The following is a 26,377-nucleotide window of genomic DNA, read 5'->3' on the forward strand; positions in this document are numbered from 1 at the left end:
GATCAGGCGATTCCCTGGATGCGCTGAAGTTCCTGAAGCGGCGGCGTTTGCTCGATCTGCTTGGGATCGAGCAGCGCCCATTTCACGCCCCGGGGCCGGCGGGCGGTGCGTTCGACCGTGTGCAGGCCGCTGGGGGTGGCGATGTAATCGACCAGAATGTCGGTTTCCGAGGGGATCAGCTTTTCCTCGACCACCTGAACGTCATGCACCACCGCGACGACCGGCGTGTCCTCGTCCGCCAGGCCCAGATCGGTGAACATCCCCCATTCCAGATCGAAGAACCCGTGCCCCTTGCCGAACCGCACCCCGTCGCGCGAGACCGCCGACGCGCCCGTCACCATGAAGTCGAACCGCCCGCGCGCGGCGATTTCCTCCAGCGTGATCGGGCGGCCGAAATGCTCCATCCCGTCCAGCCAGGCGGCATAGAGTTCGGCCCCCGGCGGCACCATGCCCGGTTCCATCAGCAGAAAGCCGCGATAGATGCCATAGGTGGACATCACAAAGGTCTTGCCCTCGGCGATCATGCGCCGGCGCAGGTCCACCAGGCAGTTGTCCGGCGTGATGAAGCTGTAGCCGGCCGATTGGTAGCGCGGCATCTGCACCAGGTGTTCGGTTGCGGTCTCGGACCCTTCGAAATCCGGGATCACTTCGGCAAAGTTCATGTGGAAGCGCGTGTCGGGGCGCGCGACATCATGAAGCTTTCCCCAAATTTGCTGGCGGATGATCTTGGATTTCGACATTATCGAGGAGCTCCGTTTCGTTGTTTCATAACGATGAAACAGGTGTTTCATTTAATCAAGCCATCTCGAAGGCCCGGCGACAGTTTTATGGCAACACGTCTAACCCTCAGAATTCAGGAGAAAATCTCGCGCCTGACCGCCGCAGAGCAGAAACTTGCGGCGGTGCTGCTCGAGAATCAGGCGATGATTGAAACGCATACCGCGACCGAGCTGTCGGCCATGGCGGGGGTTTCAAAGGCGACGACGGCGCGGTTTTTCCGCAACCTCGGCTACACCGATTTCGAAGAGGCACGCACCCAGGCCCGCGAGGAACGCAACAGGACCCAGCCCTATGTCTATGCCGCCACCCAGCCCGAAGGGGTCGCGCTGGGCCGGTCGATCGGCGACCACCTGAATCTGGAACTGGTCAATCTGACGCGCACCTTCGAGGAAATGCGCCCCGACCTGCTGTCCGACGCCGCCCGGCTGCTGATCGACGCGCCCCGCGTCTGGATCCTGGGCCATGGACTCGAGGCCGGTATCGCCCGCTACGCGCGCACCCTGTTCGCCCGCCTGCGTCCGAATGTGCACCTGCTTGGGCAGGAACCGGGCGCCTGGGCCGAGGAACTGGCGATGACCGGCCCCCGCGACGTGCTGATCTTGCTGACGCTGGAACCGCGCCCGCGCTTTCTGGCCGCGCTGACCGCCTACGCCCGCACGACCCGCATGAACGTCATCACCTTCAGCGATCATCGCTATTACGCGCGCGCAAGGCGGTTCTCGACGCTGGTGATCGGCTGCCACGTCGCCAATTACGGCTTGGTGCCCAGCCACACGACCTTCACCAGTCTGATGCGGCTGCTGGCCATCGCATTCGTCGCCGAGGCCGGCACCAGTGCCTTGCAGCGATTGTCGGTGATCGACGAGATCAACGAGGAAATCGACCTGTTCGATTGACCGCGGCACGGCCGAATCCCGGGCGATCACCGTCCCGCGGGGGCGAACGGCGTGTCGCTTTGCGGAGGGTGCGCGGGATACGGCCCATCCACCGGAAAACCGCCTCGGACGCCGATTTTCGGGCGTGTTCTCGCGACCGCGGGCAAAGCACGCTTGGTCGATCCGCGCCATCCAGGACAAGGCCACGAAAAAGACCGGCTGTTCCCGGCAAGACCGGCGCGCAGGTGGCGATTCCCGTCAGCCCGACCTTGCAAGCCGCGCGCGACAGCATCCCCCTGCATGACGCCGCTCGCGTGCTGGCCAATGCGCAGGGTGCGGCATAGTCCTGGAATGAGGTTCCGACCGCCTGGAACCGCCTCAAGACGGCGACGGAAGGTCGAGGGCTGATCGCGCCGGGCCTCGACAAACGGCGCATCGCGGACCTGTTGGAGCAGAAGTCGCCCTCCTTGGCGCGGCACTATTCGCGGTCAGAGAACGGTGCCGACAAGAACCGCGAGACGATGGCGAGGCTGGAAAATGCGAATGCGAGACGCGCGAGGACTGTCAAACCCGACCCGACCTAGGATCAGAAACGACCTCAACTCCCAAACCATCCTGGCTTGTCAAATGGTGCCCGGGGGCGGAATCGAACCACCGACACGAGGATTTTCAATCCACTGCTCTACCCCTGAGCTACCCGGGCACGGGTGAAAGCGAGGCTTTCGGGTGGGCGTGTCTTAGGCGAGCGCGCGGGCGGTGTCCAGAGGGAAATTCGCCCCCGCGATCAGGTTGCGGGGGTGTTCCAGACCTGCGATATTGCACAGGTTCACCGTCACGGGGCACCCCATGCGTCCGATCCGCGGAATCCTGTACAAACTGATCGCGGTGACGGCCTTCATCGTGATGTCGAGCATGGTCAAGGCCGTGTCGGGAACCATCCCGCCGGGCGAGGCGGTGTTCTTCCGTTCGGCCTTTGCCCTGCCGGTCATCCTGGGCTGGCTGCTCTATCAGGGGGACCTGCGCACGGGGCTGAAGACCCGTCGCCCGATCAGTCATTTCTGGCGCGGTTTCATCGGCACCTGCGCGATGGGCATGGGCTTTGCCGCGCTGGCGTTCCTGCCGCTGCCCGAGGTCACGGCGATCGGCTACGCAGCGCCCCTGCTGGTGGTGGTGTTCGCCGCGATCTTTCTGGGCGAAGAGGTGCGGATGTTCCGTTTCACCGCGGTCCTGGTCGGGTTGGCGGGGGTGACGATCGTGCTGGCGCCCAGCCTGACCATCGGCGCCAGCCTGGACCACGCGCAGGCACTGGGGGCCATGCTGGCACTGATGGGTGCGGTCTGCGCGGCGCTGGCCCAGGTGACGGTGCGCCGGCTCATCGCCACGGAAAAGACCGCGACCATCGTGTTCTGGTTTTCGGTGACGGCGACCGGGCTGTCGCTGTTCACCATCCCCTATGGCTGGGTGCTGCCATCGGCGCCCCAATTGGCGATCCTGGTGCTGACGGGCCTGGTCGGCGGCGTTGGCCAGATCTTCCTGACATCGAGTTACCGCGAGGCCGACGCCTCGCTGGTGGCGCCGTTCGACTATGCCTCGATCCTGTTGGCGTTGGCGATCGGCTACTGGGTGTTCGACGAGGTGCCCAGCCTGACGATGCTGACGGGCGCCAGCATCGTTGTCGCGGCGGGGATCCTGATCATCTGGCGCGAGCGGCAACTGGGGCTGGAACGCTCGCGCCAGCGCAAGGCGATGACGCCGCAGGGCTAGGTGGCGCGCGCGCCGTTCAGACCGGCCGCGCCAGCAAAGCCCGGGCCTCGGCGGTGATCCGCGCGACGATCTGGCCGGCGGGTTCGATGGCGTCGATCAAGCCCGCCGCCTCGCCGAACCAGACGCCGGTGTTCTGCGCATCGCCCGCGGCAAAGGCCTGACGGTATTTCGGCCCCTCGGTGGCGACGGCGGCGCGCAGGGCGGCTTCGTGGCCATGCCAGCGGTCGGTAAACGCGTTCTGGCGGATGCGCGCCGTGAACCCCGGGGGCCAGGCGATCTGGCGCGCGATATCGGCCACCTCGGTGCGCAGGGTGCCGTCGCCCGGGGTCTCCAGGATGGCGGCGTGATGCGCGGGCGCGACCAGCGCCTCGGTCGAGGCCCAAAGGCGCGTGCCCAGCATCACCCCGTCCGCCCCCAGCAGGATCGATGCGGCCAGCCCGCGCCCGTCGGCGATGCCGCCCGCCGCGACCAGCGGCGTGTCAGGGGCGTGCGCGGCCAGATGGTCCGCGACCTCGGGGACCAGGCTGAGCGTGCCGCGCGTGCGGCCGTGGCCGCCGGCCTCGGCGCCCTGGGCAACGATGACATCCGCGCCGACCTCGACCGCGTCCATGACATGGCCCAGGTCCTGGCATTGGCAGATCAGGCGTGCGCCGGATGCGCGAATCTCGTCGGCAAAGGGGCGCGGGTCACCAAAGGACAGCATCACGGCGGCGGGTTTCCGGCGCAACGATTCGGTCAGCAGGTGCGGCGACTTGCGCAGGGCCCAGGTGATGAACCCGACGCCGACGCGCGCATCGCCCGCCTGCGTGAACTGCTCGGCCAGCCATGTGTCGTCGCCATAGCCCCCGCCGATCAGCCCCAGCCCGCCCGCGCGGCTGACCGCCGCCGCCAGCGCCCCTCCCGCGGCAAAGGCCATGGGCGCCGACAGCACGGGAAGGCGCAGCGACAGCGCCCGGGTCAGCCGGGTGTCCATCACCGGCCCCGGAACAGACCGCCCAGGACGCCCCGCACCAGCGCGCTGCCGGCGCGGGTGCCCAGCGATCGCGCCATCGACTTGGTGAACGCATCGACCACGGAATCACTGCGCGAAGACCGGCTGGCGCTGCGCGTGGTGCGGGTCTTGCGCGGGGCGTCGTCGTCCTCGCGGGTGGTGCGGATTGACCCGGGCGGCTGATAGCGGCGCGCCCGGGAATAGCGTTCGGCGGTCTCGGTGTCGCGGCCGGGTTCCGCGGCCTCGTCATGGCGCTGCGCCTCGCGCGCGGCCTTGTCGGCACGCCGGGCCAGCATCTCTTGCGCGGAATCGCGATCGACCGGCGTGTCGTATTTGCGCCCCATGGGCGAGGCGGCGATCACCTGTCGCCGCGTCGCCTCGTCGCAGGGGCCCATGGCGCTGGCCGGCGGGCGGATCAGCGTGCGTTCGACCACGCCGGGCACGCCCTTGGCCTCCAGAAACGAGGTGACGGCCTCACCCACGCCGACCTCGCGGATTGCCACCTCGGTGTCGAATCGCGGGTTCGGTCGATAGGTCTGTGCGGCACGGCGCAGCGCCTGCTGATCGCGCGCGGTAAAGGCCCTGAGCGCGTGCTGCACCCGGTTGCCCAGCTGTGACAGGATGGTGTCCGGCACGTCGTCAGGGTTCTGGGTGATGAAATAGACCCCCACCCCCTTGGAGCGGATCAGCCGCGCCACCTGTTCGACCTTTTCGATCAGGGCGCGCGGTGCGCCGTTGAACAGCAGATGCGCCTCGTCGAAGAAGAACACCAGCTTCGGCTTGTCGGGGTCGCCGACCTCGGGCAGATCCTCGAACAGTTCGGACAGAAGCCACAGCATGAAGGTGGCATACAGGCGGGGCGTGGTCATCAGCCGTTCGGCGTGCAGGATGTTGACGCGGCCCTGCCCCTCGGGGGTCAGGCGCATCAGGTCCTGAATGTCCAGCGCCGGTTCGCCGAAGAACTGCGTGGCGCCCTGGTTCTCAAGCACCAGAAGGCGGCGCTGGATGGCGCCGATGCTGGCCGTGGTGACATTGCCATACCGCGCCGACATCTCGCGCTGGTTGTCGGACAGGAACTGCAACATCGCGCGCAGGTCGTCGAGGTCCAGGATCGGCCAGCCTTCCTCGTCCGCCAGACGGAAGGCAATGTTGATGACGCCTTCCTGGGCCTCGGTCAGTTCCAGGATGCGCGACAGCAGCAGGGGGCCCATGTCGGCAACGGTGGTGCGCACGGGATGGCCAAAGGCGCCGAACAGGTCCCAGAAGGTCACCGGCATCGCGCCATAGCTCAGCGGGCCCAGCCCGATCGTATCGGCGCGCCGCTGGAAACTGTCGCGCGGCGTGCCGGGCATCGCCATGCCGCTCACGTCGCCCTTGATGTCGGTCAGAAAGACGGGGACGCCGGCGCGGCTGAATTCCTCGGCCATGACCTGCATGGTGATGGTCTTGCCGGTGCCGGTGGCGCCCGCGATCAGCCCGTGGCGGTTGCCGTATTTCAGCAACAGGGTCTCCGCCACCCCGTAGCCCTCGCCGCCGCCACCGATAAAGATGCTGTCCTGCGTCATGCCGTCCCTCCGAAAGAGGCGCCTTCGCCCCTTCACCTTGTCCCAAATACGCTGCGGGGGTGTGGGGGTGCAAAACCCCCACGTCCGGCGCCACCCCGGGGGCGCGCGCTCAGACTGCCGCGAAATCGTCGGCGGTGTAACCCTGCAAATACAACAGCGCCGTCAGGTCGCCGTGATTGACCCGCAGATCGCATTGCGCCGCGACCGACGGCTTGGCGTGCAACGCCACACCCGAGCCCGCCAGATGCAGCATCCCCAGGTCGTTGGCGCCGTCGCCCACCGCGATGACCTCGGCGGGGGTCAGCCCCAGCCGGGCGGTGATCTGGGTCAGCGCGTCGATTTTGGCCTGTTTGCCCAGGATCGGCTGGCCGACCGCACCGGTCAGCCGGCCGCCCTCGGCCAGCAGGGTGTTGGCGCGGTGCTCGTCAAAGCCCAGGGCGGCGGCGACCCGGCCGGTAAAGGCCGTGAACCCGCCCGAGACCAGCGCCGCGTGCCCGCCGTGCGCCTTCATCGTCGCGATCAGTACGCGCCCGCCCGGCATGTAGGTGATGCGCTCGGCCAGCACCTGGTCGATGACGGTTTCGGGCAGGCCCTTCAGCAGGCCGACGCGCTCGTTCAGCGCCGCCTCGAAATCGAGTTCGCCGTTCATGGCGCGGGCGGTGATGGCGGCGACATGCGCGCCGACGCCGGCCATGTCTGCCAGCTCGTCGATGCATTCCTGCCGGATCATGGTCGAATCCATATCCGCCAACAGCATCGCCTTGCGCCGGCCCTGGGCCGGTTGCAGGCACAGGTCCACACCCAGCGCCTGAACCTCGGTCCAGACCGCCCAGCGATTCGCGGGCATCGCGGCCAGGTCGAATTCGGCCGCGATCCCGGGGTTCAGCCAACGCGCCGCGCCGCCACCCCAGGCGTTGCGCAACGAGTCGACCAGCGCGGGGTCCAGAACCGGTGTGTCGGGATTGCAAAGCAGGGTGGCAACGAACATGGGTGTGTTTCCGATGGTGAACGCGGGTGTCGCTTTCGCGGGCTCAAACGCCGCATTAGGCTAATAATCCCGCTTGCGCCAGCCATCGCGCCGGAATATCAGCGTCGGCGGGACACCCCTCCCCAACGAGGGGCGTTTATCTGGAAGGATACCATGACTGCTCTCGCTACCCCGGCCACGCGGCCGGCCAATCCGCGTTTCTCGTCTGGCCCCTGCGCCAAGATCCCCCATTTTTCGCTGGACATGCTCGCCGACGCCCCGCTGGGCCGGTCGCATCGCGCGGCTGTCGGCAAGGCCAAGCTGGCCGAAGCCATCGACCTGACCCGCGCGGTCCTGGGCGTGCCGGCCGACTATCGCATCGGCATCGTGCCCGGCTCGGACACCGGCGCCGTCGAGATGGCGCTGTGGTCACTGCTGGGCGCCCGCCCGGTCGAGATGCTGGCCTGGGAAAGCTTTGGCGAGGGCTGGGTCACCGATGTGGTGAAACAGCTCAAGCTGGATGCCGTGGTCCGCAAAGCCCCCTATGGTCAGATCGTGGACCTGGCGACGGTCGATTTCGACAAGGACGTGGTCTTCACCTGGAACGGCACGACCTCGGGCGTGCGGGTGCCGAACGGCGACGCGATCCCGGCGACCCGCGCCGGCCTGACGATCTGCGACGCGACCTCGGCGGCCTTTGCGATGGACCTGCCGTTCGACAAGCTCGATGTGGTGACCTTTTCGTGGCAGAAGGTGCTGGGCGGCGAGGGCGCGCACGGCGTGCTGATCCTCAGCCCGCGCGCGGTCGAACGGCTGGAAAGCCATACCCCGGCCTGGCCGCTGCCCAAGATCTTCCGCATGACCAAGGGCGGCAAGCTGATCGAGGGCATCTTCAAGGGCGAGACGATCAACACGCCTTCGATGCTGGCGGTCGAGGATTATCTGGTGGCGCTGAAATGGGCGCAGTCGCTGGGCGGCAAGGACGGGCTGATCGCCCGGGCCGAGGCGAACGCCCGGCTGGTGTGGGACTTCGTGGCGACGAAACCCTGGATCGCGAACCTGGCCGCGGCGCCGGAGACGGCCTCGACGACCTCGGTGTGCCTGACGTTCACCGATCCACGCATCGCCGATGGCGCCACCTTCGCCAAGGCCGTCGCCAAGCGGCTCGAGAAAGAGGGCGTGGCGCTCGATGTGGGCGCGTATCGCGACGCGCCTGCGGGGCTCAGGATCTGGTGCGGATCGACGGTCGAGGCCGCCGACGTTGCGGCGCTGATGCCCTGGATCGAATGGGCGTTCGAAACCGAGATCGCCGCGCTGGCGCAGGCCGCCTGACCGCGCAATCAGAGGGTGCGTGCAAGCACGCACCTTACCCCCTTTTCGTAGGGTGCGTGCTTGCACGCACCGCCTCATTCAAGGATTCCCGCCATGGCCCCTCAGACGAAACCGCGCGTTCTCGTTTCCGATGCGCTGTCCGAAACCGCCGTCCAGATCTTCCGCGATCGTGGTGTCGATGTCGATTACCTGCCGACACTGGGCAAGGACAAGGAAAAGCTGGCCGAGATCATCGGCCAGTATGACGGCCTCGCCATCCGCTCGGCGACCAAGGTGACCGATAAGATCCTCGCCGCCGCGACCAATCTCAAGGTGATTGGCCGCGCGGGGATCGGCGTGGACAACGTGGACATTCCGGCCGCCTCGAAAAAGGGCGTGATCGTCATGAACACGCCTTTCGGCAACTCGGTCACCACAGCCGAGCACGCCATCGCGATGATGTTCGCCGTCGCCCGTCAACTGCCCGAGGCCAATGCCTCGACCCACGCCGGCAAGTGGGAAAAGTCGAAATTCATGGGCGTCGAGTTGTTCAACAAGACGCTGGGCGTGATCGGCGCGGGCAACATCGGCGGCATCGTCTGCGACCGCGCGGTCGGCCTCAGGATGAAGGTCATCGCCTATGACCCCTTCCTGTCGGAAGAGCGCGCCAGGCAACTGGGTGTGACCAAGGTCGACCTGGACGAGTTGCTGGCGCGCGCCGATTTCATCACGCTGCACGTGCCGATGACCGACAAGACACGCAACATCCTGAGCCGCGAGAACCTGGCCCGGACCAAGAAGGGCGTGCGCATCATCAACTGCGCCCGGGGCGGACTGATCGACGAGGAGGCCCTGGCCGAGATGTTGAAGACGGGCCATGTCGCTGGCGCCGCGCTCGATGTCTTTGCCGTCGAACCGGCCAACGAGAACGTGCTGTTCAACTTGCCGAACGTGGTCTGCACGCCGCATCTGGGCGCCTCGACCACCGAGGCGCAGGAGAACGTCGCCCTGCAGGTCGCCGAGCAGATGTCGGACTACCTGCTGACCGGCGCCGTGCAGAACGCGCTCAACATGCCCTCGGTCACCGCCGAGGAAGCCGCGGTCATGGGCCCCTGGATCGATCTGGCCAAGCATCTGGGCACCTTTGCCGGGCAACTGACCGACGAGCCGATCCGCGCGATCAATGTGCTCTATGACGGCACCGCGGCCGAGATGAACCTCAAGGCCCTGGATTGCGCCGTCATTGCCGGGGTGATGAAGTCGGCCAATCCCGACGTGAACATGGTGTCCGCCCCGATCGTGGCCAAAGAGCGCGGCATCCAGATGTCCACCACGCATCAGGACAAGTCGGGCACCTTTGACGGCTACATCAAGCTGACCGTGGTGACCGACAAGCGCGAGCGCTCGATCGCCGGCACCGTGTTTTCGGACGGCAAGCCGCGCTTCATCCAGATCAAGGGCATCAACATAGACGCCGAGATCGGCGAGCACATGCTTTACACCACGAACGAGGACGTGCCGGGCATCATCGGTCTGCTGGGCATGACCATGGGCAAGAACGGGGTCAACATCGCGAACTTCACCCTGGGGCGGTCGGGCGTGGGGCAGGATGCGATCGCGCTGCTGTATCTCGATCAGGCGATCGACCCCAAGGTGGTCGAGACGCTGGAGGCCACGGGCATGTTCCGCCAGGTGCGTCCGTTGCAATTCGACATGGCCTGAGCGCCCGTCGATCGGTCGGCGTGGGGGTTTCACACCCCCACACCCCCGTGGCGTATTTCGGACAAGATGATGGGCGGGGCGCGGGGAACCGGGCCCCGTTTCCCGTATCGCGCGCCGGTCCTGTTTCGGGGCATGGACAGGATCGCCGCGGGGTTTGACGGGGTTTGCGAACCGCATCCGGCGGTGCGCGACCCCGTGCCGATTTTTCGCGATCGGGTGGGGTTGGAGCCGGTGCGCAGCTTGCTCGGGCGCGGCCACGCCCTTTCGGGGGCGCGGGCGTTGTCGGGCGTGCAGGACCCGTGGGGGGGCGACATCACGCCCCTGGGGTTTTCACGAAGAGCCGCTCGAAGGCTCCGTGGTGCTGCCTGGCTGGATGCCCCGGTCTGGGTGTATGTCGAGGCCCCGACGGCCATTCGCCGGAAATCCTGCACCGACTGGGCGCGCCCACCAAACCCGGTTTCGGCCTCTGGTCCGCCTGAGAGGCGCGCGCCTAGGCGGCCGCCAGGCGCAACCCGCAATGGCCGGTGGTCGAATCGGGCGTGTTATGGGTGCGTGAATGCACCTGGTAACGCTCGCAATAGCTGACATGGCACAGATGCGACCCGCCGCGGATCACCTTGTGCTGGCCGTCGCCGCGTCGCACCGGGTCGCGCGGGGGCAGGCCGTTGGCCTCGGGCAGGGGGCCGAAGTCGTCCTCGACCCATTCCCAGACATTGCCGGTCATGTTGTGCAGACCGTAACCGTTTGGTGCGTAATGATCGGCCGGGCAGGTGCCGACGAACCCGTCCTCGGCGGTGTTCGCCCCGGGGAAGTGGCCCTGCCAGGTGTTGTGGCGATGGCCGCTTGCGGGGACCAGATCATTGCCCCAGGGGAACCGCCGGCCCTTCAGCCCGCCCCGCGCAGCGAATTCCCACTCGGCCTCGGTCGGCAGGCGGGTGCCGGTGAAATCGGCCAGCGCCTGGGCGTCGAACCAGCTGAGATGCGTGGCGGGGTGGTCCTCGCGGTTCCGGATACTGCTGCCGGGCCCCTCGGGCGCGGACCAGCACGAGCCATCGACCTTGCGCCACCATGGGGTCTGGATCGGGTGGTCGGGCCATGCGGTCCAGTCCTCCAGGAACAGATGGAAGACATAGGACCAGCCCTCGACCTCGGCGGTGGTGCGATAGCCCGATTCCGCAACGAACCGGGCGAAGATCCGGTTGGTGACACTGGTGCGCGCGATCCGGAACGGGGACACGAACACCCGTCGCGGCGGGCTGTCCAGGTCGTCGGGATAGCGGCTGCTGGCGGCGCCCATCGTGAAAAACCCGCCCTTGAGGGGGACCAGCGTCGCCAGCAACGCCGCCTTCAGGTCGTCCGAGGCGCGGGTGGCCAGGGATGGCGCGGTGGGTGTCCGGCCTGGGCCTTGGGGTGCGCAGCAGCTCTTGGGGGTGTCCATCGCGACCTCCGTTTGCGGTTCGACATGCCCCGAAACCGGGCGGAACGCAACGGTTGGCCGCGACAGGACGTTACCATCCGAACTGGAGGGTGAGTCCGGTCTGGCCTCCGGTCTGGACGATGTCGGCGTTGGTGTTCTGTCCGAACTGGAAGAGGCCGTAGGCGTTGTTTCCGCCGGTCTGCTGGATGGCGCCGGAGTGGCCGGTGCCCTCCTGGTGGATGATGGCGTGGTCGGTCGCGCCCTGGGCGATGGCGGCGGCGTTATGGGCGCCGGATTGGGTGACGTGGCCGTTGGCGTCGATGTCGTTGTGCAGCGCATAGAGCGCCAGGCCGAGTCGCAGGGCCTGGGCCTCTTGCGCCGAGGCGGGGGTCAGGCTGATCGAGACGGTGTTGGCGACGGCCGGGGTCGAGAGCGCGAGAGCGGCGGCAAAAGCGAGCGTTTTCATGGGTTTGGTCCTGTTAACAAAGTGTTGGGAAAATTGCGTTTGGATGACATTCAGAGGTCGGGATCGGCGCAGGTCAGGCGGCGGCCACCGATTCGCACCTCGAGGGCGACGCTGTGGCGGGCGGGCGCCCCGTAGAGTTCGGTCTCGCCCAGCAGGGCGGGCTCACCCGGGCGCGCGTTGAAGGCGCCCGACTGGTGGATCGTGGTCTGGCCCCCGCCGGAGCGGCTGGTGATGGCCATGTCATAGGTGCCGGCGGCGGGCGTCGCGCTGGTCACGCGGCCGGCGATGCGGGTGCCGCCGGGCACGGCGTCGAGCGCGACCTCGCAGCGTTGCGGGGCATTGCTGGCGCCCTGGGGCGCGTCGGTGTCGGCGCTGGCGACGGTGCAGGCGGCGGCAAAGCCGGCGAGGGCGAGGCCCAGGAACAGCATCGGGGCCTTGGTGTGGAAACGGGGGCGCATGGCGGTCTCCTGTGGCGAAAGGGAACGGACAAGGGGCGAGACGGAGGGCAAGGCGGAGGGCGAGACGGAGGGCAAGGCGGAGGGCGAGTCGGATCTGGCCCGGGCCGCGGGGTCGGAGGGGGGACACCCCGCGGCCCGGTCGCGACCCCGAGGGGAGCGGGGGCGCGAAACGGGTCGGCGGTCGGGCGCGCGGTGCGTCTCATCCGTGGGGCGATCCCCAAGGCGATCCCCAAGGCGATCCCCGTGGCGATCGGTGGGGGGTTCCCCCGGGGCCCACGTCGCCGGATGGCGCGGTGCGCCGGCCGCGTCAGTCCTGCACGATGGCGACGACGTTGTGCGACCCGCTCTGCTGGACGCTGGCGGTGTCGTTGTTGCCCATCTGCACCACGGCGGCGACGTTGCGGTTGCCGGACTGGCCGACCGTGGCGTCGTTGTTGTGGCCCATCTGGGCGACGCCGACGGCGTTGCGCTGGCCTTGCTGGTCGGTATCGACGCTGTTGTTCCAGCCCGACTGCCCGATCGAGGCGCGATTGCGATAGCCGTCCTGGGTGTTGATCGACAGGTTCGAGCCGCCGTCCTGGATGACCGTCAGGCGCTGGCCATACCCGGACTGCCCGCCGCCGACCTGGTTGTTCCAGCCGTATTGTTCGATGCGGATGCGGTGCCCCGAGGCCAGGGCCGGCAGCGCGGCGGTGGCAACGATCAGGGCGACGCTGCCCGAGGTGAGGGCGATCTTGAAGGATTTGGCGAAAAACATGGGGATCTCCGAATGTGGTTGGCCTGAGAACGGGGCGGCCGGTTGGAACGAGTCGTTTCAGTCTGCGTTTCAGTCTGCGTTTCAGTCTGTGGCCCCCCGGGTTGGCCCCCGGGGAACGGGGTCGGTCGTCAACGGTCGGCCCCCGATCGCGCCGACCTGTGGCCCGGCGGCGGGGTGGGCCCCCCGCCACCCCCGAGGGGGCGGCCAGGACCCGCGCCTTCGGTCCCGGCGATCCGAACCGGGAAAGGCCCCGGCGAACCGCCAACCCGGGGCGCTTCCGATGCCCTCAACCTGCCAAACCCCCCGCCGTCACACAAAATCACCCGACCGTTCCCCGATAACACCCAACCCGATATCCGATAACAACCGGGCGGGGGCGCTGTAGGCCATTGAAAAACGGCATGAAAATCGCCCCGCCACCGCGCATCAACGCGTGGCCCCCACCAGCCGCCCCGCCAGCCCCGAGACCCGCGCACGGCGCCGACGCCTCCGGTTGTCGACTATCTTGCAAAAGGGATCGCGCCGGGCCCCGCACTGGCCCGGCACCGGGCGCGCCCTCGGGCCAGCGAATCGCCGCGCCCCGCCGGCGCCTCGAATCAGCCGCGGCGCGGCGTCGTTTCAGCGGCAGGCTTCGCTGAGGAAATCCAGGAACACCCGCAAACGCGGCGACATCAGCCGCCGGCTGAGATACACCGCCGTCAGGGTCGATGCGGCGATGTCGAAGGTGATCTGCGTAAAGACCTGAATCAGCCGCCCGTTGGCGATCTGGCTGCGGCAGTAATGCTGCGGCAACGGGGCGACGCCCGCCCCGGCCAGCACGGCCTCGCGCACCGCCAGCGGGCTGTTCACGTGCCAGACCCCCTGCGCCAGGTCGATTTGCGCGGGATCGCCCGCCACACGCACCGGCAGCCGCGCCAGCCCGTAGCGATGCTCGCAGATTTGCACATGGTTGCGCAGGGCCTCGAGGCCTTCGGCCAGGGGATTGCGGGCCAGGTAGGCGGGGCTCGCGACCCAGATCAGGGGGCCCGCCAGAAGCGTGCGCGACACCAGATCCGAATCCTCCAGCGGGCCGACGACCACCGCCAGATCCACCTGATCGCGCAGCAGGCCCGCGCCCCGGCTGGTGACGATCAGCTCCAGCGCGATGCGGGGGTAGCGCGCGCGAAAGGCGGCAAGCCTGGGCGCGACGATCTCCTGGCAAAAGGCGGGCGGCAGGGCGACGGCCAACCGGCCGGTCGGCTCGGCGCGCATCCCGGCCATGGTGGTGTCGGCCTCGCGCGCCTGCTCCAGGATAGCCTGGGCGTGGCGCAGAAAGGTCCCCCCCTCGGCCGTCAGGCGCAGGTTGCGCGAGGTCCGCGCCATCAGGCGCACCCCCAGGTCCCGTTCCAGGCGTGCCAGCACGGTCGAGACCGTGGATTTCGGCACCGCCAGAACATCCGCCGCGGCGGTGATCGACCCCTGTTCGGCGATCGCGACAAAGATCGGCAGGTCGTCCAGCTTCCAGCCCATCGCGCCCATCGTTCAGATTTTCGAACCTTGGGTCCATTTTGGCATGATTGTTCAGAATCGCAAAGAACCTAAGCTGCGCCGACCCATTATCTCGGAGGACCCGACATGGCCCGCATCATCGGCGGCATCGGCGCATCGCATTCGCCCACGATCGGCTTTGCCAAGGACACCGGCAAGCAGAACGACCCCGCGTGGAAGCCCATCTTCGACGGGTTCGACGTGGTGCGCGGCTGGGTGCAGGACAAGAAGATCGACGTGCTGTTCATGATCTACAACGATCACATCACCTCGTTCTTCTTCGATCACTATTCGGCCTTTGCGCTGGGGATCGACGACGTCTACGCCCCGGCCGACGAAGGCGGCGGCCCGCGCGACGTGGCGCCCGCGGCCGGGCATCTGGGGCTGGCGCAGCATATCGCGATGGCCTTGGTGGCCGACGAATTCGACATGTCCTTTTTCCAGGGCAAGCCGGTGGATCACGGGTTCCTGTCGCCCTTGTCGATGATGGGCGACGCGAACGGTCCCTGGCCGGGCAAGGTGGTGCCGTTGCAGGTCGGGGTTCTGCAACTGCCGATTCCCAACGCGAAACGCATGTGGCGGCTGGGCAAGTCGCTGCGCAAGGCGGTGGAAAGCTACCCCGAGGATCTGCGGGTCGCGATCTTTGCCACCGGGGGGTTGTCGCACCAGGTCCATGGCGAGCGCGCCGGTTTCCTGAACGAGGCCTGGGACGACGAATTCCTGGACCTTCTGGAAAAGGACCCGCAGGCGCTGCTGAGCCTGCGAATCGCGGATTACGCGGTCAAGGGCGGCATGGAGGGGGCCGAGGTCATCATGTGGCTGATCATGCGCGGCGCCCTGTCGGACCGCGTGCGGCTGGTGCACAAGCAGACCTATGCGCCCTCGGTCACCAACATCGCGACCCTGATCCTCGAGGATCTGGGCGATGCGCCGGACCCGGCCGCCGTCGAAGCCTACCGCGCGCATATTGGATACGAGCTGGATGGCGCGGGAACGCTGAGCGGCACCTATCCGTTCACCCATGCCCGCAGCCATGCGAATTTCCGCATCAATGCTTTCCTGCACGATCTGGTCAAACCCGAGCATCGCGCCCGTTTCGTCGCGGATTTCGACGCGCTGGCCAGCGAGCGCGGCCTGACCGAGGACGAGCAGGACCTGATCCGCAATCGTCGCTGGATCGAGATGGTGCGCCGCGGCGTCAGTTTCTTCGTGCTGGAAAAGATGGCGGCGGTTCTGGGGGTCTCAAACCCTGAGGTCTACGCGGCCTTTCGCGGCGAAACGCTGGCGCAGTTCCTGGCAACCCGCAAGGTGCCGATGACCTATTCCGTCGCGGGCGGGGACAAGGTGAAGGCGATGGACAAGGGCTGAGGCAGGCCCCGCTCAGGACCCGGCCACCGGCAGGCGCAGCGCGACCTCGAACCCGTCCGCGTGATCGGGACGGGGTGAGCGCAGATCGATCGCGGTGCCGATGCGATCGGCGATGGCGCTGGCGATGGCCAGCCCCAGGCCCGACCCGTCGGCCTGGGCGTCGCCGCGTTCAAACCGCGCGGTCAGCGCCTGAAGCCGTTCTGGCGCCACCACCGGACCCGCGTTCGACACGCGGAACCAGCCGTCCGACGACAGCGAGACGCGCACCGGGGCGGTGTCGTCGCCGTGGCGCAGCGCGTTTTCCACCAGGTTGCGGCACAGGATGCCGAACGCATCGGGATCGAGGTCCGACACCACCGGCGTGTCGGGCAGGGTGGTCGCGATCCGGCCGGGACCGGCGGCGCGGGACAGGTCGTCCAGCACCACGCGCGCGGCGGTGCGCAGATCGGCGGGGGCGTCCAACCTGAGGCGCCCGCCCTCGGCCCGGGCCAGTTGCAGCAGGCGCTCGGACATGCGGGTCAGGCGCTTCAACGCGGTCTCGATGTCGGCGGCACGGGCCTGCGCGGCGGGGTCCTGGGTTTCAGCCCGCAGGCGCTGGGCCTGGGCGATGGCGCCGGCCAGCGGCGTGCGCAGTTCATGCGCGGCATTGGCGGCAAAGCTGCGCTCGGCCTCGAATGCGCCGCGCAGCCGGTCCAGCAGCGCGTTCTGCGCGGCGGCCAGCGGTGCCAGTTCGGCGGGAAGATCGTCGGCCGGAACCGGCGCCATGTCGCGTTCGTTGCGGCGTTCGAGGGTTTCGCGAAACCGTCTGAGCGGCGCCAGACTGGCCCGCACCGCCAGCACGATGGCCAGCAGCGTCAGCGGGATCACAATCAGGATCGGCAGGCCCAGACCCATCTGCACCTCGCGCGCGACGCCGGCGCGATGGTCCAGAGGTTCCGCCACGGTGATGCGGATCGAATCGCGCAGCGCGGCATCGCTGAAGGTCCGGTGGGTCGCGGAATCGGCAAAACCGACCCCCTGCCAGGGGGGGAAATCGGCGGGGTTGGCGTCATGCGATTGCAGCAGGATCCGGCCCTGCGCGTCTGTCACCAGATAGGTGAAATGCTCGACATGATCGCGATTCGCGCTCAGATGCTGGGTCACGCCCTCTTCGTCGCGGTCGATGACGTCCATCACCGCCAGCGGCAGCAGGCGCTGTGCGGTCTCCTCGAGCGCCGAATCGAACACCTCGTCGATTTCCTGGCGCAGCATCACGGCGGTGACCGTGGCCGTGGCCACCCACAGCACGCTGAGCAGCAGGCCGATGGTCAGGCCCAGGCGCAGTTGCAGGCTGCGCGGCGCCGTCATGGCGTGCCCAGCCGGTAACCCAGTCCCCGTTCGGTCACGATGATGCCCGCGCCCAGTTTCTTGCGCAGGCGGCTGACGTGGACTTCGATGGTGTTGCTCTCGACCTCGGCATCAAAGGCGTAAAGCTTGTCCTCGAGCTGGGCCTTGGACATCAGCTGATCGGGGCGGGTCAGCAGGGCCTCGAACAGGGCCCATTCGCGCGCCGTCAGCGTGACGGGCCGCCCGTCTCGGCGGATCGACCGGGCGCTGAGGTCGATTTCCAGCGCGCCGTGGGCGATGATCGGATTGGGATTGCCGCTGTAGCGCCGCGCCACCGACCCGATGCGCGCGCTGAGTTCGGCCAGATCGAAGGGCTTTACCAGATAGTCGTCGGCGCCGGCGTTCAGCCCTTCGATCCGGTCGCTGACCTGGTCCAGCGCGGTCAGGATGATGACCGGGGTCACATCGCCGCGCCCGCGCAGGGTCTTCAGAAAGCCGATCCCGCGTCCGTCGGGCAACATCAGGTCCAGCAGGACCAGGTCATAGGCTGCGCCCGCCATCGCATCGCGCGCGGCATCGAGCCGCGTCACCCAGTCCGGCGAATGGCCGTCGCCCGCGATCTGGTCGCGCACGGCGGCGCCCAGAACGGTGTCGTCCTCGATCAGCAGGATTCGCATGGGCTCTCCGGTCGTTCCGTTTTCTGGCTCTTGCTCCCATTCCCGCCTGACACCAGGCTGACGCGACCCGTGCGTGCGCTTCAGGCTGGCGTCAGCTTGGGGGTGCACAACGGGCCTCGGGAAAGGCCGGTATGGAGTTTGGCCCATGACGAAGACACTGACAATCGCCGCCGTTCTGGCGCTGTCACCCCTCAACGCATGGGCCGACGCCAATTGCTTCGTGCCCATGGCTGACTGGCAACCGCGCGAGGCCGTCGCCCGCCTGGCCGAGGAAAACGGCTGGCAGGTCCGGCGCATCAAGATCGACGATGGCTGCTACCAGATTCGCGCCACCGACGCGCAGGGCCGCCGAATCGAGGTGACGGTGCAGCCCGCCACGCTCGAGGTGCTGGAGTTCGAGATCGACGACTGATCCCGGCGCCCTCGCCCCCCCCCATATTTTTCGCCCCAACCCGATCCCACGGACCGACCGTTCCCCGGTCCCGACTGGCCCCGCCCCGCAACCTCAGGGCGGGGCCTTTTTCGTCTGCCGTGGGGCCCGGGTTTCTGACGCCAAGCTGAAGCAGAAAATCACCGCGTGTCAGGAAACCCTCAGGCAGGGACGGCAGGTTGGGGACATCGAAACGGATCGACCAACCAAGGAGATGACCGATGAAAAAGACCTTTGCCCTTCTCGCCGTGACCACCGCCCTCAGCGCGGCGCTGGCCGTTCCGGCCCTGGCGGACCGGATGAATGCCACCCACGGCCAGCCCGACAACGAAATGCCCGCAGCCCGGGCGAACGGCGACCGCGATGAGGGCGGCTTCTCGCTGTTCCGCATCTTTGGGCGGCATCACGACGACGACGACCACGGCCGCGGCCATCGCAGCCACCACGACGACGATGACGACGACGACGGTTATGGCCGCGCCGGCTCGAACGCGGCGCCTGCGGGCACCGTGCCGCCCCCTTCGAACGGCTTGATCGGTGGCGGCGCCCCGACCGTGCGCGTGAACTGACGGCGCCCAGGACGCAAGCGTGCGCGTGACCCGATCGCGCGCACAGCCCCCTATTTTCAAGAAATGACGAGGCCTATCGTGATGAAATCCCTTCTGGCCGCTCTGGCCCTGACCACCGCCCTGACCGTTCCGGGGCTGGCCGCGGCCCGGCCCGTGACCTTGCGCACGACCATGGCGAATTATGGCGGTGCGGGCGCCTATCTGGCGATCTACGTCACCGACGCCAACGGCCGCTATGTCGGCAGCCTGTGGATGGCTGGCGGGCATTCGCGCTATTACCAGCACCTGAGCGAATGGTATCGCGCCACCGGCGGCGATCTGGCGCAGATCAACGGCATCACCGGCGCCAGCGTCGGGGCCGGGCGCACGCTGGAGATCAGCTTCGACCTGGCGGATTCGTTGTTCGATGCCGGCTATACGCTGCACATCGACGCCGCCGCCGAGGACATGCGCGAAAGCCCCAATGACGTGTCGGTGCCGCTGACCACCCAGGGCGCCGGGCAGACGGTGCGCGGCCGGCGCTACGTCGCGGGCTTCACCTACAGCATGTAAGACAGGAGACACGGCGATGATCCGCGCGATTCACCGTTGGCCGGGGCTGCTGGCACTGGCTCTCATCACCCTGCTGGCGCTGTCGGGCGCGGTTCTGTCGGTGTTTCCGGCGGCCGATGCCCTGTCCTCGCCCCAGGCCGAGGCCGGGCTCAGCGCCGCGACGCTGGTGCAGCGCGTCGAGCAGGCGATTCCGACGGTCGAACAGATCCGCCGGGCGCCCTCGGGGCGGATCACCGCCTACTGGTTCGACAACGGAACGCCCCACGCCGCGGTCATCGACCCGGCGACGGGGCAGGCCGCGGGCTCGGCCGATCCGAATGCGTTCGAGCGCTGGATGGTGGATCTGCACCGCTCGCTGTTCCTGGGGGACGGCGGGCGCTGGGCCATGGCCGCGGGCGCGCTGGCGATGCTGGTGCTGACGCTGTCGGGCGCGATGATGGTGGCGCGGCGCACGGGCGGCTGGCGGCGCTGGCTGGCGCCCCTGCGCGGGCCGCTGGCCGGTCGGCTGCATGTCGAACTGGCGCGGGTGGCCGTGCCCGGGCTGATGCTGTCCTCGGCCACGGCGCTGTGGATGACGGCCTCGACCTTTGGCTATCTGCCGGACGAGGGGATGGACCCGCCCTTTCCCGCGACCGTCAGTGGCCAGACGGGCTTTGACCCGGCGACCGCGCCGCTCCTTGCGCAAACGCCGGTCAGCGACTTCCGGCAACTGTCCTGGCCCTATCCCGGCGACGCGACCGACGTGTTTGCCGTCAAGACCGCCCAGGGCAGCGGCTATCTGGACCAGGGCAACGGGTCCGCGCTGGGTTGGGCCGACCGCACCGGCTGGCAGCGCGTGTCCGACACCATTGTCATGCTGCACACCGGGCAGGGCGCGGCGCTGATCGGTCTGGCGCTGGGGCTGATGGCGCTGGCGGTGCCGCTGATGGGGGTGACCGGGTTCATCGTCTGGCTGACCGGGCGGCGCGGGCGCCCGCGCATCAAGCACAACCTCGCGGCGGGCAAGGCCGGCACGGTGTTGCTGGTCGGCAGCGAGGGGGGCAGCACCTGGGGCTTCGCCGCCACGCTGCACCGCGCCCTGACCGAGGCCGGCCACGGCGTCCACACCGGCGCGCTGTCCAGCTTCGATCCGGCGCGCTATCCCCACGCCGAACGCTTCGTGATCCTGGCCGCGACCTATGGCGACGGCGACGCGCCGAGTTCCGCCAAGGGGTTCCTGAGCGCGCTGGACCGCGCGCCGCACGCCCCGGTCGCTGTGCTGGGCTTCGGCGACCGCAGCTTTCCGGCCTATTGCGCCTTTGCCCGCGCGATCGAGACCCGCGCCCAGACCCTGGGATGGCAGGCGCTGATCCCCTTCGACACCGTGGATCGCCAGTCGCCGCAGGACTTTGCCCGCTGGGGCCGCGCGCTGGGCGAGGCCCTGGGCCATCCCCTGGAACTGGCGCACCACCCGGTCCGACCGGTCACGCAGGACCTGGTGCTGGTCAGCCGCCGCGACTATGGCGCCGAGGTTCAGGCCCCCACCGCGATCCTGCGCTTTGCCCTGCCGCGGATGTCGCTGTGGCAACGTCTGGCGCGGCGCGGCCTGGCGGGCTTTGCCGCCGGCGATCTGATCGGCATCCTGCCCCGGGGGTCCGAGGTGCCGCGCTTCTATTCCCTGGCGTCCTCGCGCCACGACGGCTTTGTCGAGATCGTGGTGCGCAAGCACAGCGGCGGTCTGTGCTCGGGCCAGTTGATGGCGCTGGAGCCGGGTCAGAGCATCGCCGCCTTCCTGCGCCCGAACCCGGGGTTCCGGCCCGCCGGCAAGCCGCTGATCCTGATCGGCGCGGGCACCGGGATCGGCCCTCTGGCCGGGTTCATCCGCGGCAATGGCAAGCGCCGGCCGGTGCACCTGTTCTTTGGCATGCGCCACGCCGACAGCGACTTTCTCTATGCCGAGGATCTGGCCACCTGGCACGCCGATGGCCGCCTGTCCGCGCTGACCACCGCGGCCTCGCGCGGGGACCGGCCGCACTATGTGCAGGACGCGCTGCGCAACGAGGCCGGGCAGGTCGCGCGGATGATCCGCGACGGTGCGCGGGTCATGGTCTGCGGCGGGCGTGGCATGGCGGCCGGCGTGACCGAGGCCCTTGCCGAGATCCTGGAACCCTGGGGCCTGACGCCGGCCATGCTGAAAGCCGAGGGGCGCTATGTCGAAGACACCTACTGACCGCCTGGCGCTGAATGGCGCGACGATGGGAACGCGCTGGTCGGCGCTGGTCCAGGTCCCGCCTGGGTTCGATGACGCGCCTTTGCGCCTGGCGATGCAGGCCGCCGTCGCCGAGGTGGACGCGCAGATGTCCACCTGGAAGCCCGACAGCGACCTGATGCGCCTGAACCGTGCGCCCGTCGGCGAATGGGTCGAATTGCCCGCGCGGCTGATGGCGGTGCTGGACCTGGCGCTGGCGATCGGCGGGGCCTCGAACGGGGCGTTCGACATCGCCACGGGCGACGCGGTTGCCGCCTGGGGCTTTGGCCCCGACACCGCCGACGAGGGCCGTATTCGCGCGGCCGCCACAGCCGTGCGCCCCGGTGCCGGTGCGATGCTGGACCTGGATCCGGCCGGGTTGAGGGCGCGTAAACGCGCGCCGGTGACGCTGGATCTGAACGGGATCGCAAAGGGTTATGGCGTCGATCGCCTGGCCGAGGTGGCGCTGGGCTTTGGCCTTTCGGGCGCGCTGGTGGGAATTGATGGCGAACTCAGGGCGCTGGGCGGTCCCTGGTCGGTTGCGGTGGAACGCCCCGATCCCGACCGCCGCGCCCCGCATTCGGTGCTGGCGCTGAAGGACGCGGCGGTGGCGACCTCAGGCGATTACCGCCACCGGGTGATGGTGCGCGGACGGGCGTTGTCGCATACCATGGATCCCTTGCGCGGCCTGCCGCTCATGGATGGCCCGGCCTCGGTCACGGTCGTTGCCGGCACCTGCGCCGAGGCCGACGCCTGGGCGACCGCGCTGATGGTCCTGGGCCCCGAGGCCGGCGCAGACGTGGCCCGGAAGCGCGGTCTCGATGCCCTGTTCCTGATGCACGCGCCTCTGGACGAGGGGCTGCGCCCGGTCGCGGTCGGGCCGCTGTTCGGGGCAGGGGACGGCGGCGCGGGCGCGTGATTCTTACAAAACTGTAATGGTGGCGTCATGAAACTGTGGGTTGAGGGGGCCACGCTGACAGGGCTGACCGACGACGGAGTCCACCGTGTCACCGCCCCGCAACCGAACCGTGTTCCTGTCTGACTTGCATCTCGGTGCGATCGGGTCACGCCCGGACCTTGTGCTTGCCTTTCTGCGCGCCAACCCGGCCGCGACCTATGTTCTGGCTGGCGACGTGCTGGACCTGTGGCAACCCCTGTTGCCCCATTGGCGGACCGAGGATCAGGCCGTCATCGACCACCTGAACCGGCGTCAGGCGCAGGGCGCGGCCCTGGTCTGGCTGCGCGGCAACCATGACCCCGATCCCGCGCGGGCCCCCGCCCATGTTCGCCTGAACGCAACCCCCGTGGCCCGCCATGTCCACACCGCCGCCAACGGCGCGCGCTATCTGGTCGTGCATGGCGACGAGGCCGACTCGCGCCTGGTGCGCGCCCATGTGATGACCCGTCTGGGCAGTCGCATCGACCACGCGTTGAGACGCCTGGACCACGGCCTCAGGCGCCTGCGGCGCGGCACGCGCGGCGAGGCCCGCGGCCTGGTCGAGGGGGTGCTCATCACGCTGAACCGTCTGGCCTATGCCCGGCGCTCGCACGAACGCCGCCTGGTCGCCATGGCGCGGGCCGAGGGGCTGGACGGCGTGATCTGCGGGCATTTCCACATCGCCGGCCTGAATGCCGATCACGGCCTGCTCTATGCCAATTGCGGCGACTGGATGGACAGCTTCACCGGTCTGGTCGAACGCCGCGACGGGGCGCTGCACCTGGCCGGGGGCCGCCCGGCACCGGCCGCCGCCCCCGTTTCCCTTGCGACCCCTGCGCTTGGCAACGTGCCGTCCCCGGGCGGGCCGTCGCCCGAACCGGTGCCGGTGCTGACGATGGTGCGGTCATGAGCGCGACCCTGGCAATCCTGGTGCTGGCGTCGGGGGTGCTGGCGGTGCATCTGGCCACGGTTCTGTTGGCGCTGCGGCGCCTGCGCCCGCACCAGGGCACGGCGGGCGTGATCGGCACCCCGCGCGTGACGCTGTTGCGGCCCGTCTGCGGTCTGGACCCCTTCGACGCCGAGACCCTGACCTCGAGCTTTCGGCAGGATTACCCGGGATTCGAGGTGATCTTCTGCGCCCAGCGGCCTGACGATCCGGTGATTGCGCTGATCGAACGGTTGATCGCGGCGCATCCGCAGGTGCCCGCGCGGCTGATGATCGGCGACGATCCGGTGTCGCGCAATCCCAAGCTGAACAACGTCTGGAAAGGGTGGCACGCCGCCCGGCACGACTGGATTTGCATGACCGACAGCAACCTGCTGTTGCCGCCCGACTATCTGGCGACCGTGGTTTCGGCCTGGCGCGAGGGCACCGGGCTGGTGTCCTCGCCCGCGGTGGGCATCCGTCCGCAGGGCTGGGGCGGGCATCTGGAATGCGCCGTTCTCAACGGCAATCAGGCGCGCTGGCAGCTGGCGGCGGACAGCCTGGGCGACGGTTTCGCACAGGGCAAGACGCTGTTCTTCAACCGGCCGCTGCTGGAGCGGGCGGGCGGGTTGCGCGCCCTGGGGCGTCTGATCGCCGAAGACGCGGCCGCAACCCATGTCGTGCGCGGCCTGGGGCTGAAAGTGCGCCTGACGCCAATGCCGTTTGCGCAGCCGGTGGGTCGGCGCAGCCTGCGGCAGGTCTGGGACCGCCAACTGCGCTGGAGCCGCGTGCGCCGCGACGGGTTCCCGGGCCTTTTCGCGCTTGAGGGGCTGAACTCGGCGCTGCCTTTGGCGCTGGTGCTGGCGGGGCTCGGCAATCTCGGGGTTGCGCTGGCGTTTCTGGCGCTTTGGTATGCCGCCGAATGGCACCTGACACGCCGCGCGGGCTGGCCCGCGACCTGGCGCGACGCGCTGGCCCTGCCGCTGCGCGACGCGATGCTGCCGGCACTGTGGCTGGCGACGTGGCGCAGGCGCGGGTTCACCTGGCGCGGCACCCCGATGGACGAGGCACCGGCCCGCCCATGACCGCCACCGCCGAGTTGCTGGGCCTGGTGCGCAGTCACGGAACGCTGATCCTGGCGCCATTGGCGGTGCTCGAAGGGCCCATCGTCTCGATCGTCGCGGGCTATCTGGCCAGCCGGGGCCTGCTGCTGTTGAAGGCCGTGATCCCGGTGGTGATCCTGGCGGACCTGGTGGGGGATGTCGCGCTCTATGCGCTGGGCCGTTGGGGACGGCGCTTTCTGCCACCCCGGCCGTCGCTGGCGCGGATGGCCCGGCGCCTGCGCGCCGATGGCACCCGGATTCTGGTGGTCGGAAAGCTGACGCATACGGCCGGTTTCGCGGTGCTGATCGCCGCCGGGATCGCCCGCATGCCGCTGGCACGTTTCCTGGTGGTCAACCTGCTGGCGACGATCCCCAAAAGCCTGTTCTTCCTGGCCCTGGGCTGGATCTTTGGCGCGGCCTGGGCGCAAGAAGGCGGGCCCTGGGTCTATGTCGCGGCCTTGACAACGCTGGTCCTGTTTGCCCTGTTCCTGTGGCAACCATGGAGGCGCCGATGATTACCGCGATCGTGCCCGCCTGGAACGAATCCGCCCGGATTGGCGCGGTGCTGTCGGCGCTGGTCGGCCACCCGATGCTGTCGCGCGTGCTGGTGGTCGATGACGGATCGACCGACGGCACGGCCCGGGCCGCCCGTCTGGCCGGGGCCGAGGTTCTGGCCCTGCCGGTCAACGGCGGCAAGACCGCCGCGCTGGCCGCCGGGATCGCCGCGTCACGCACGCCCTTTCTGATGCTGATCGATGCCGATCTTCTGGGCCTCGGGCCTGAGGATATCGCCCGTCTGGCCCTGCCGGTGCTCACCGGACGGTCGGCGGTGACGCTGTCCTTGCGGGGCAACGCCCCCAGGCCCTGGCATTGGCTGGGGGTCGATTACATCTCGGGCGAGCGGGTGCTGCCACGTTCGCTGATCGAGCCGGTGCTGGACCGTCTGCCGGGCCTGCCGCGCTTTGGATTCGAGGTGTTCCTGAACGCGCTTATCCTCGACGCGGGCCTGCAACCCGAAATCATCGCCTGGCCGGGCGTCGCCAGCCCGCCCAAGGTCCGCAAGCAAGGGATCTGGCCGGGGCTGCGCGCCGACGCGCGGATGCTGCGCGACATGATGCGCACGGTTCCCCCGCTGGGTCTGATGCGCCAGATCGCGGCGTTCAGCCCACGCCTGAACGGCGCGGCGCGGGACGCGCCGACCTATGGCGCAAGCACGGCGCTTCATCATCGCCCTTGAGGCGCGCGCGCCGGCGACCGTTCAGTCCAGCAGGGCCCGCAGTTCGGCCATCTCTCCCGCGGTGATCCCGGTTTCGGTGGGTTTGAACAGGCCGCGCAGCTCGGTGCCGGTGGCGGCGAGCGTGTCGCCGTTCATCACCGTATAGGTCAGACGCAGGGTCCTTTGCCCCCATTCCGCGCCCGTCATGTGCACCGTGATCCGGTCGTTGGGCCGCATCGGACGGCGAAAGCGGGCGTCCGATTCCATCAGCCCCGCGCCCACCGCGCCGACCTGCCGGCACAAGGCCGCGTGCCCGCCAAAGCGCGCCAGCCAATCGTGAAAGCAGCGATCGAACCAGCCGTAGATGTTCGGGTAGAACACGATCCCCGCCGGATCGCAGTCGCCGAAGGTCACGGTATAGTCGATGCTGTGGAGGTCGCTCATGCG

26 protein-coding genes and 1 tRNA gene are annotated in these 26,377 nt (G+C 68.7%); 14 read left to right on the plus strand and 13 right to left on the minus strand.

Annotated features, from left to right (window positions below; all coding sequences use genetic code 11):
* Window positions 1–2: 2 nt before the first annotated feature.
* Window positions 3–740 carry a 5-formyltetrahydrofolate cyclo-ligase gene (locus tag H6900_05345; GenBank protein MCC0072696.1) on the minus strand — a complete coding sequence of 246 codons (738 nt, stop codon included), beginning with the start codon at window positions 738–740 and terminating at the stop codon, window positions 3–5.
* A gap of 87 nt (window positions 741–827) precedes the next feature.
* Here H6900_05345 and H6900_05350 point away from each other — a divergent pair, with 87 nt between their 5' ends.
* On the plus strand, window positions 828–1,676 hold the full coding sequence (locus H6900_05350) for a MurR/RpiR family transcriptional regulator (protein ID MCC0072697.1): 849 nt from the start codon (window positions 828–830) through the stop codon (window positions 1,674–1,676).
* 607 nt (window positions 1,677–2,283) lie between these two features.
* Here H6900_05350 and H6900_05355 read toward each other — a convergent pair.
* Window positions 2,284–2,358: transfer RNA gene (locus H6900_05355), tRNA-Phe, on the minus strand.
* A gap of 143 nt (window positions 2,359–2,501) precedes the next feature.
* Here H6900_05355 and H6900_05360 point away from each other — a divergent pair.
* A complete protein-coding gene (locus H6900_05360; protein ID MCC0072698.1) occupies window positions 2,502–3,419 on the plus strand; it encodes a DMT family transporter in 918 nt (305 codons plus the stop codon).
* Window positions 3,420–3,435: 16 nt separating this feature from the next.
* Here H6900_05360 and H6900_05365 read toward each other — a convergent pair whose 3' ends face one another.
* The 3 genes from H6900_05365 to serB form a co-directional block, all read right to left on the minus strand.
* Window positions 3,436–4,395 (minus strand): nitronate monooxygenase, encoded by a 960-nt coding sequence (locus H6900_05365; protein MCC0072699.1) that lies wholly within the window; start codon window positions 4,393–4,395, stop codon window positions 3,436–3,438.
* Window positions 4,392–5,975 carry a DUF853 family protein gene (locus H6900_05370; GenBank protein ID MCC0072700.1) on the minus strand — a complete coding sequence of 528 codons (1,584 nt, stop codon included), beginning with the start codon at window positions 5,973–5,975 and terminating at the stop codon, window positions 4,392–4,394. Before H6900_05370 ends, H6900_05365 begins: the two co-directional genes overlap by 4 nt.
* Window positions 5,976–6,084: 109 nt before the next feature.
* The gene (gene serB / locus H6900_05375) at window positions 6,085–6,963 is read right to left on the minus strand and encodes a phosphoserine phosphatase SerB (protein ID MCC0072701.1); all 879 of its coding nucleotides are present in this window, start codon (window positions 6,961–6,963) and stop codon (window positions 6,085–6,087) included.
* Between the two features lie 153 nt (window positions 6,964–7,116).
* Between serB and H6900_05380 the strand changes: the two genes are divergently transcribed.
* Window positions 7,117–8,274, plus strand: coding sequence for a phosphoserine transaminase (locus tag H6900_05380; GenBank protein MCC0072702.1), 1,158 nt, complete (start codon window positions 7,117–7,119; stop codon window positions 8,272–8,274).
* Window positions 8,275–8,367: 93 nt separating this feature from the next.
* Window positions 8,368–9,975 carry a phosphoglycerate dehydrogenase gene (locus H6900_05385; protein MCC0072703.1) on the plus strand — a complete coding sequence of 536 codons (1,608 nt, stop codon included), beginning with the start codon at window positions 8,368–8,370 and terminating at the stop codon, window positions 9,973–9,975.
* A gap of 490 nt (window positions 9,976–10,465) precedes the next feature.
* Here the strand turns inward: H6900_05385 and H6900_05390 are convergent, their stop codons facing one another.
* From H6900_05390 to H6900_05410, 5 genes are all read right to left on the minus strand, one after another.
* A complete protein-coding gene (locus H6900_05390; protein MCC0072704.1) occupies window positions 10,466–11,413 on the minus strand; it encodes a formylglycine-generating enzyme family protein in 948 nt (315 codons plus the stop codon).
* A 70-nt stretch (window positions 11,414–11,483) separates the two neighbouring features.
* The gene (locus H6900_05395; protein MCC0072705.1) at window positions 11,484–11,858 is read right to left on the minus strand and encodes a curlin; all 375 of its coding nucleotides are present in this window, start codon (window positions 11,856–11,858) and stop codon (window positions 11,484–11,486) included.
* Between the two features lie 50 nt (window positions 11,859–11,908).
* Complete coding sequence (locus H6900_05400) at window positions 11,909–12,316, minus strand: hypothetical protein (GenBank protein MCC0072706.1); 408 nt, start codon at window positions 12,314–12,316, stop codon at window positions 11,909–11,911.
* 307 nt (window positions 12,317–12,623) lie between these two features.
* Window positions 12,624–13,073: a curlin gene (locus tag H6900_05405; GenBank protein MCC0072707.1), complete on the minus strand. Its 450-nt coding sequence runs from the start codon at window positions 13,071–13,073 to the stop codon at window positions 12,624–12,626.
* A 618-nt stretch (window positions 13,074–13,691) separates the two neighbouring features.
* Window positions 13,692–14,582, minus strand: a complete 891-nt coding sequence (locus H6900_05410) for a LysR family transcriptional regulator (GenBank protein ID MCC0072708.1) — start codon at window positions 14,580–14,582, stop codon at window positions 13,692–13,694.
* Window positions 14,583–14,687: 105 nt separating this feature from the next.
* Between H6900_05410 and H6900_05415 the strand changes: the two genes are divergently transcribed.
* The gene (locus tag H6900_05415; protein ID MCC0072709.1) at window positions 14,688–15,968 is read left to right on the plus strand and encodes a gallate dioxygenase; all 1,281 of its coding nucleotides are present in this window, start codon (window positions 14,688–14,690) and stop codon (window positions 15,966–15,968) included.
* Window positions 15,969–15,980: 12 nt separating this feature from the next.
* Here the strand turns inward: H6900_05415 and H6900_05420 are convergent, their stop codons facing one another.
* On the minus strand, window positions 15,981–17,315 hold the full coding sequence (locus H6900_05420) for a sensor histidine kinase N-terminal domain-containing protein (GenBank protein ID MCC0072710.1): 1,335 nt from the start codon (window positions 17,313–17,315) through the stop codon (window positions 15,981–15,983).
* Window positions 17,312–17,971, minus strand: coding sequence for a response regulator transcription factor (locus H6900_05425; GenBank protein MCC0072711.1), 660 nt, complete (start codon window positions 17,969–17,971; stop codon window positions 17,312–17,314). Before H6900_05425 ends, H6900_05420 begins: the two co-directional genes overlap by 4 nt.
* Before the next feature lie 145 nt (window positions 17,972–18,116).
* On the opposite strand from H6900_05425, the gene H6900_05430 reads away from it, so the two are divergent.
* The 9 genes from H6900_05430 (at window position 18,117) to H6900_05470 (ending at window position 25,951) form a co-directional block, all read left to right on the plus strand.
* A complete protein-coding gene (locus H6900_05430; protein MCC0072712.1) occupies window positions 18,117–18,383 on the plus strand; it encodes a PepSY domain-containing protein in 267 nt (88 codons plus the stop codon).
* Between the two features lie 239 nt (window positions 18,384–18,622).
* Entirely contained in the window at window positions 18,623–18,970 is a 348-nt protein-coding gene (locus H6900_05435; protein ID MCC0072713.1) for a hypothetical protein, read from the plus strand.
* 81 nt (window positions 18,971–19,051) lie between these two features.
* A complete protein-coding gene (locus H6900_05440) occupies window positions 19,052–19,522 on the plus strand; it encodes a DUF2271 domain-containing protein (protein ID MCC0072714.1) in 471 nt (156 codons plus the stop codon).
* Between the two features lie 16 nt (window positions 19,523–19,538).
* Complete coding sequence (locus H6900_05445; GenBank protein ID MCC0072715.1) at window positions 19,539–21,731, plus strand: PepSY domain-containing protein; 2,193 nt, start codon at window positions 19,539–19,541, stop codon at window positions 21,729–21,731.
* A complete protein-coding gene (locus H6900_05450; GenBank protein ID MCC0072716.1) occupies window positions 21,712–22,668 on the plus strand; it encodes an FAD:protein FMN transferase in 957 nt (318 codons plus the stop codon). The genes H6900_05445 and H6900_05450 overlap by 20 nt, the downstream gene beginning before the upstream one ends.
* An 85-nt stretch (window positions 22,669–22,753) precedes the next feature.
* Window positions 22,754–23,596 carry a UDP-2,3-diacylglucosamine diphosphatase gene (locus H6900_05455; protein ID MCC0072717.1) on the plus strand — a complete coding sequence of 281 codons (843 nt, stop codon included), beginning with the start codon at window positions 22,754–22,756 and terminating at the stop codon, window positions 23,594–23,596.
* Window positions 23,593–24,696: a glycosyltransferase gene (locus H6900_05460; GenBank protein MCC0072718.1), complete on the plus strand. Its 1,104-nt coding sequence runs from the start codon at window positions 23,593–23,595 to the stop codon at window positions 24,694–24,696. The genes H6900_05455 and H6900_05460 overlap by 4 nt, the downstream gene beginning before the upstream one ends.
* Window positions 24,693–25,229, plus strand: a complete 537-nt coding sequence (locus H6900_05465) for a VTT domain-containing protein (protein MCC0072719.1) — start codon at window positions 24,693–24,695, stop codon at window positions 25,227–25,229. Before H6900_05460 ends, H6900_05465 begins: the two co-directional genes overlap by 4 nt.
* A complete protein-coding gene (locus H6900_05470) occupies window positions 25,226–25,951 on the plus strand; it encodes a glycosyltransferase (protein ID MCC0072720.1) in 726 nt (241 codons plus the stop codon). The genes H6900_05465 and H6900_05470 overlap by 4 nt, the downstream gene beginning before the upstream one ends.
* Before the next feature lie 21 nt (window positions 25,952–25,972).
* On the opposite strand, the gene H6900_05475 is transcribed toward H6900_05470, so the two are convergent.
* Window positions 25,973–26,374 (minus strand): acyl-CoA thioesterase, encoded by a 402-nt coding sequence (locus H6900_05475; protein ID MCC0072721.1) that lies wholly within the window; start codon window positions 26,372–26,374, stop codon window positions 25,973–25,975.
* Window positions 26,375–26,377: the final 3 nt, after the last annotated feature.

This window comes from Rhodobacter sp., assembly GCA_020637515.1.
Classification (GTDB): domain Bacteria; phylum Pseudomonadota; class Alphaproteobacteria; order Rhodobacterales; family Rhodobacteraceae; genus Pararhodobacter.